Annotated in this window: 5 protein-coding genes; 4 read left to right on the top strand and 1 reads right to left on the bottom strand. The window is 73.0% G+C overall.

Annotated features, from left to right (window positions below):
* The first annotated feature begins 165 nt into the window (after positions 1-165).
* The 3 genes from LADH09A_RS00575 to LADH09A_RS00565 all read left to right on the top strand — a co-directional run bounded on the left by LADH09A_RS00575 (position 166) and on the right by LADH09A_RS00565 (position 3008).
* On the top strand, positions 166-1560 hold the full coding sequence (locus LADH09A_RS00575; protein WP_238642650.1) for a M16 family metallopeptidase: 1395 nt from the start codon (positions 166-168) through the stop codon (positions 1558-1560).
* 108 nt (positions 1561-1668) lie between these two features.
* Positions 1669-2436, top strand: a complete 768-nt coding sequence (gene dapB, locus LADH09A_RS00570) for a 4-hydroxy-tetrahydrodipicolinate reductase (protein WP_238642648.1) — start codon at positions 1669-1671, stop codon at positions 2434-2436.
* A 101-nt stretch (positions 2437-2537) separates the two neighbouring features.
* Positions 2538-3008 (top strand): GNAT family N-acetyltransferase, encoded by a 471-nt coding sequence (locus LADH09A_RS00565; protein ID WP_238642646.1) that lies wholly within the window; start codon positions 2538-2540, stop codon positions 3006-3008.
* Between the two features lie 226 nt (positions 3009-3234).
* Here LADH09A_RS00565 and LADH09A_RS00560 read toward each other — a convergent pair whose 3' ends face one another.
* The gene (locus LADH09A_RS00560) at positions 3235-5337 is read right to left on the bottom strand and encodes an amylo-alpha-1,6-glucosidase (RefSeq protein WP_238642644.1); all 2103 of its coding nucleotides are present in this window, start codon (positions 5335-5337) and stop codon (positions 3235-3237) included.
* A gap of 145 nt (positions 5338-5482) precedes the next feature.
* Here LADH09A_RS00560 and LADH09A_RS00555 point away from each other — a divergent pair, with 145 nt between their 5' ends.
* Complete coding sequence (locus LADH09A_RS00555; protein ID WP_238642642.1) at positions 5483-6472, top strand: LacI family DNA-binding transcriptional regulator; 990 nt, start codon at positions 5483-5485, stop codon at positions 6470-6472.
* Positions 6473-6480: the final 8 nt, after the last annotated feature.

Genomic DNA, 6480 nt, shown 5'->3' with positions numbered 1-6480 from the left:
CGACCGGGGCGGGCGTGGCCCGGAGCGCGGCAACGGCGGCGGCGAGGGCGGCAACGGCGGCGGCGGCGAGGGTGGCGAGGGCGGCGAGCGTCCGCGCCGCCGGACCCGGCACAGCTGATCGTCGTACCTCGCATCACCCACCCCTCGTCGAACCGGGAGCAGTACGTGAGTCGGGCCATCAGCGCGCCGTTTCCACCGGATCGACGGGGGGTGGCCTCTCGGGACACCGGGGCGGGCCGCTCCGGCGGCACCGCCCGCGCGGTGACCCGAACGCTCAGCGACGACCCGCTGGGCGGCACGGTACGACGTACCGTGCTGCCCAGCGGGCTGCGCGTGCTCACCGAGGCGATCCCGGCGATGCGCAGCGTCTCGTTCGGCGTGTGGGTGGCGGTCGGCTCGCGTGACGAGACCGGCCCGCAGGCCGGTGCCGCGCACTTCCTCGAACACTTGCTGTTCAAGGGCACCCACAAGCGCACCGCACTGGAGATCTCCTCGCAGATCGAGGCGGTGGGTGGCGAGACCAACGCCTTCACCACGAAGGAATACACCTGCTACTACGCCCGCGTGCTGGACGAGGACCTGCCGCTCGCGGTCGACGTGATGTGCGACTTGGTGGCCGACTCGCTGTTGGAGCCGGCCGACGTCGAGACCGAGCGTGGCGTGATCCTGGAAGAGATCGCCATGCACGACGACGAGCCCGGTGACGAGGTGCACGACCTCTTCGTCCAGGCCGTCTACGGCGACCACCCGCTGGGCCGGCTGATCTCCGGCACCGCCGAGACCGTCACGCCGATGACCCGGCGGCAGATCCAGAGTTTCTACCGGAGCCGCTACACCGCGCCGGAGATCGTCATCGCCGCCGCCGGCAACCTCGACCACGCCGCGGTGGTCAAGATGGTCCGCCAGGCGGTGCGTGGCACCCCCCTGGACAGCGACCCGGCCACCCCGGCGCGGTACCGCGCGGCAACCCCCGCGGTACGGACGAAGCCGGCGACCACGGTGGTGGAGCCGAAGGAGACCGAGCAGGCGCACGTCATTCTCGGCTGCCCCGGCATCGACCGCCTCGACGAGCGGCGCTTCGCCCTCGGTGTGCTCAACAACGTGCTCGGTGGCGGCATGTCCAGCCGCCTGTTCCAGGAGATCCGCGAGCAGCGCGGCCTGGCGTACTCGGTCTACTCCTACGCCAGCCAGTACGCCGACACCGGCCTGTTCGCCGTCTACGCCGGCTGCGCGCCGGGCAAGGTGGACGAGGTGCTGGCCCTGACCCGCGCCGAGCTGGCCCGGGTCGCCGCCGACGGGTTGACCGAGGCCGAGGTGGCCCGGGGCAAGGGCATGAGCAAGGGCTCGTTCGTGCTCGGCCTGGAGGACACCGGTTCCCGGATGAGCCGGCTGGCCAAGGGTGAGCTGCTCTACGGCGACCTGATGCCGGTCGACGAGCTGCTCCGCCGGGTCGACGAGGTCACCGTGGAGGACGTCAACGTCCTCGCCGCCGAGCTGCTCAGCCGGCCGATGTCGCTGGCCGTGGTCGGCCCCTTCGGCGCCGGCGACTTCGCGGTCTGAGGTCTGCCGCGCGACCTGGTCGACGGCGTCCCGCTCGGGCGTCCCGGCCGGTGGAGCACACCCGATCCGACCGGAGGCGCGCGTCCCGATTGGGATAGGTTGTGCCGCGTGACTGACGAGCAGGAGAAGACCCCGGCCGAGCCGCTGCGGGTCGGCGTGTTCGGTGCCCGCGGCCGGATGGGCATCGAGGTCTGCAAGGCGGTCGACGCCGCCGACGACCTCGAACTCACGGCGTCGATCGACCAGGGCGACAGCCGCTCCGCCGTGTCCGCCGCCGAGGTGGTCGTCGACTTCACCACACCCGATGTCGTCATGGACAATCTCCAGTGGTGCATCGAGCAGGGCATCAGCGCGGTCGTCGGCACGACCGGCTTCACCGAGCAGCGGCTGGAGCAGGTGCGCGGCTGGCTGGCCGACAAGCCCGGGGTGGGCGTGGTCATCGCCCCGAACTTCGGCATCGGCGCGGTGCTGATGATGCAGTTCGCCACCCGGGCCGCCCGGCACTTCGAATCCGTCGAGATCATCGAGCAGCACCACCCGCGCAAGCTGGACGCCCCGAGCGGCACCGCCACCCACACCGCCCGGCAGATCGCCCGGGCCCGCGCGGAGGCCGGCCTCGGCCCGGTGCCGGACGCCACCAAGGACGAGGTGCCGGGCGCGCGCGGCGCCGACATCGACGGGGTACGCGTCCACGCGGTGCGCGCCACCGGCCTGGTCGCCCACCAGGAGGTGCTGTTCGGCGGCACCGGCGAGACGCTGACCATCCGGCACGACTCGTACGACCGGGTGTCGTTCATGCCGGGCGTGCTGCTGGCCGTCCGCGCGGTGCGCAACCGCCCCGGCCTCACCGTCGGCCTGGACGCCCTGCTCGACTGACGGTCCGTCCCTCCGCCAGCGGCAGATCTTGGACAGTTTCCGTTCAGCGCTAACGGAAACTGTCCAAGATCTGAAGCCCCAGCTCGGGTAGCATCCGGCGGATGATCAATGGGGGACACCTGGATCGGAGTGGGCGGCGAGTGACGCTCCGGCCGGTCGACGACGACAACTGGCGGGCGGTGGCCGACGTCGCCCCACGTGACGACCAGCGCCGGTTCGTGGCCGCGCTGGGCGCGCGGTACCTGCTGCTGAGCAGCCGCTCCGAGGTGTGGACCTCGCTCGCGGTGTACGCCGACGAGACGGTCGTCGGCCACGTCATGTGGGGCGTGGACGACGACGGCTCGCACTGGATCGGCGGAATGCTGATCGACGCCGCCGAACAGGGCCGGGGCGTCGGCCGGGCCACCGTGCAGACGTTGGCCCCCTGGCTGGCGGCCCGAGCGGGCAACCCCCCGGTGCGCCTCTCGTACCACCCGGACAACACCCCGGCGGCAGCCCTCTACGAGTCCCTCGGCTTCCACCCCACGGGAGCGGTGGACGAAGAAGAACTGATAGCCGAACAAACCCCCTGACCCCCGCCCCGCCCTCCCGCCCCGCCCTCCCGTCCGCCCCGCGCCCTCCCCGCCCCGCGCCCCCCTCCCCGCCCGACTGCCTCGATCATGGAGTTGTGGTGGGTGCTATCTCAGCATCTGCACCTTTTGCGGGGCACCACAACTCCTTGATCGACCCGGCGGGGCGGGGGCGGGCGCGACCCGGCGGGGCGTGGGGCGGGGGCGGGGACCGGGGCCGTGGGTGGGGTTAGTGGGGGAGGGGGTTTTTGGGGCGGCGTTGGGTGGGGAGGGTTGGGGTCAGGGGAGTGGGGAGGCCGGTCACTGTTGCTTCGCCGGCTTGGCTGACCGTGACGTTCACCGGGGTGTCGGCCACGCGGAGGCCGTTAACCGCGACGGCACCGAGTTCGGCTCCCGCCAGCGGGGCCAACCGGACCGTGCCGCCCGGCACGTCCGGGTAGAGCCCCGTCGCGGCCTGGAGCAGGAGCACCGCGCCCGTCGCGGCCCACGCCTGTGGTCGGCAGGCGGCCGGGTACGGCACCGGGCGGTTCACCAGTGAGCGGTCGTCACCGCCGTACAGCTCCGGCATCCGGTAGTCGAACGCCTCCGCCGCGCTGAGCAGCCCTTCGGCCAGCCCGAGCGCGGCTTCCCGGTGCCCGCCACGGGCCAGCCCGGCGAGCACGATCGCGGTGTCGTGGGTCCAGATCGAGCCGCAGTGGTACGACAGTGGGCTGAAGCCGGCGTCCTCGGTGGACATGGTGCGCAGCCCGAACCCACCGGCGAGCGTGTCGGTGGTGAGCAGCCGGGCGACCTGGGCCTCCTCCTCGCGGTCGAGCAGGCCGGTGCCGAGCAGGTGACCGATGTTGCTGGTCAGTGAGTCGACGGGCCGCTTGTCGCGGTCGAGGGCGAGCGCGGGCTGTGGGCCGTGCCGGCCGTCGACCCAGAAGCTGTCCCGGAACCGACGGGCCAGCGTGGCGGCGTGCTCACGCCAGCGGTCGCCGCCGGGGTGGCCGAAGGCGTCGAGCAGGGCGGCGCCGTTCACCGCCGCCTCGTGCGCGTACCCCTGCACCTCGGCCAGCACGATCGGCGCGGTGGCCAGCGTGCCGTCGCGGAAGCGGACGGCGTCGCCGGAGTCCTTCCAGCCCTGGTTGGACAGCCCGTGCCCGGTGGTGTCGACGTACTCGACGAGGCCGTCGCCGTCCGGGTCGGCGTGTTCGCCGAGCCAGCCCAGGGCCGCCTGAAGGGCCGGCAGCAGAGGCTCGACCTGTTCGGCGGGCAGGCCCCAGCGCCACGCGTCGTGCAGCAGGTTGACCCAGAGCATGGTGGCGTCGACGGTGCCGTAGTACGCCGGCGGGAGGCGCAGCCCGTTGCCGGGCAGCGCGAACTCATGCCGACGCAGCTCGTGCAGGATCTTGCCGGGGGCCTCGCCGGTCGCCGGGTCGTGCCGGGTGCCCTGCCGGCGGGCCAGCACCCGCAGGGTGCCGGCGGCGAGGTCGGTGCCGAGCGGCAGCATCATCCGGGCGGCCCAGAGGCTGTCCCGGCCGAACAGGGTGAGGAACCAGGGCACCCCGGCGGCGAGGAACACGTCGTCCGGGGCGCCGGTCTCGGCCAGTCGCAGGGCGCGCAGGTCGTCCAGGCTGCGGTCGAGCAGTCGTACCAGGCGTCGGTCGTCCGCGGTCACCTCGGGCCGGGACCACTGCGGCTCGCCGGTCGGGCCGACGACGACGGCCCGCGGGTCCTCGACGGTCAGCTGCCAGCGCAGCAGCGTCGTACCGCCGGGGGGCAGCTCGACCGCCCAGGCCAGCCGGGGTGCGGTGGCCCGCTCACCGGTGGCGAGCACGTCGGCGCCCGGCGCGGTGACGGTGACGGTGATCCCCTGGGCCGACCAGGTGAGCACGCCTGGCTGGCCAACCTTGGCTTCCAGTGCGGCGGTGGCGCCACCGGACTTGACGACCTCGATGGGTGCCAGGTCGCAGCCGAGGTCGACGGTGACGGTGGCCCGTACGTCGGCAGTGGCGGTGGAGACGAGCCGCAGCTCCTCGGTGAGGCCGTCGCGGGTGGCCCGACGGAGTCGGTCGACGCGCACGGTCGGATCGGGGGTGGGGTCGCCGAGCCAGCGGGCCAGGCTCACGAAGCGGGCACCGTGCGGCCCGTCGTCGCCGCGGGTCAGTCCTTCCAGCTCCTGGTCGTCGACCCGCAGCTCGGCCCGGGAGAGCACCCGGGCGTCGGCGTGGAAGACGCCCTGGACGCCGGTCGGGCGGATCTGCCCGGTCGCGTCCCCCAGCGCGCTGGTGGGGGCGAAGACGACCCCCACCAACTCGTGCAGGAGGGGTTGCAGCTGGCGTTCGATCACGGTGTAGCTCCAGATCCTCAGGGTGCGGGGCAGGCATCTTGACAACGCGCCCCCGGCGGTGCAAAGTGCGAAACATTCCAGAAACTTGAACGATCTAATCCTGCCTTATCCAGATTGGATCGTTCAAGACGGCGAGAGGGATTAAGTGGCCGAAAAGGTGACCATCGCGACGGTGGCCCGGCACGCCCGAGTCAGCCGGCAGACCGTGTCCAACGTGCTCAACGCGCCGCACATCGTGCGGCAGGAGACCCGCGAGCGCGTCGAGGAAGCGATCAGCGCGCTCGGCTACCGGGCCAACCAGGCAGCCCGGCAGATGCGTACCGGCCGCTCCCGGCTCATCGCCGCCCGGATCGAGCCGACCCGCGACGGCATCAACGGCTCCGTGCTCGACCGCTTCCTGCACGGCCTCACCGAGACCGCCGACGCCGCCGGCTACCGGGTGCTGCTCTACACCGCCACCGACGACGAGCGCGAGATCACCACGTACGACGACCTGCTCGGCACGTACGAGCTGGACGCATTCGTGCTCGTCGGCACGAAGTACGGCGATCCGCGTACCGAATGGCTCGCCGACCGGGACGTGCCGTTCGTGACCTTCGGCCGCCCGTGGGACGCGCTCGACGCGCACCCCTGGGTCGATGTGGACGGCGCGGCCGGCACCGCCCAGGCCACCCGGCACCTGCTGGCCACCGGGCACCGCCGCGTCGCGTTCATCGGCTGGCCGAGCGGCTCCGGCGTCGGCGACGACCGGCGCGCCGGCTGGCGCGACGCGCTGCACGCTGCCGGCGTCGACCCGACCGGGCTGCACCGGGAGACCGAGGACGGCATCGCCGAGGGCGAACGGTTGATGCGCGACCTGCTCGGCACCGAGGCGCCGACCGCCGTGGTCTGCGCCAGCGACTCGCTCGCACTCGGGGCCCTCCAGGCGATCCGCGGCATCGACCCGCCCGTGGCGGTGATCGGCTTCGACGACACGCCGGTGGCCGTCGCGGTCGGGCTGGACAGCGTCAGCCAACCGCTCGGCGAGGCCGCCGCCCGCTGCGTGGACCTGCTCACCGGGGTCCTCGACGGCAACCACGAGACCCCCACCCACGTGCTGCTCCAGCCCTCGCTGGCGCTGCGGCACACCGCGTAGTCCCACCC

Source organism: Micromonospora cabrerizensis, from assembly GCF_022230955.1.
Taxonomy (GTDB): Bacteria; Actinomycetota; Actinomycetes; order Mycobacteriales; family Micromonosporaceae; genus Micromonospora; species Micromonospora cabrerizensis.
Note: the sequence above shows the minus strand (reverse complement) of the source record. Positions and strands in the feature narration are given on the sequence as shown.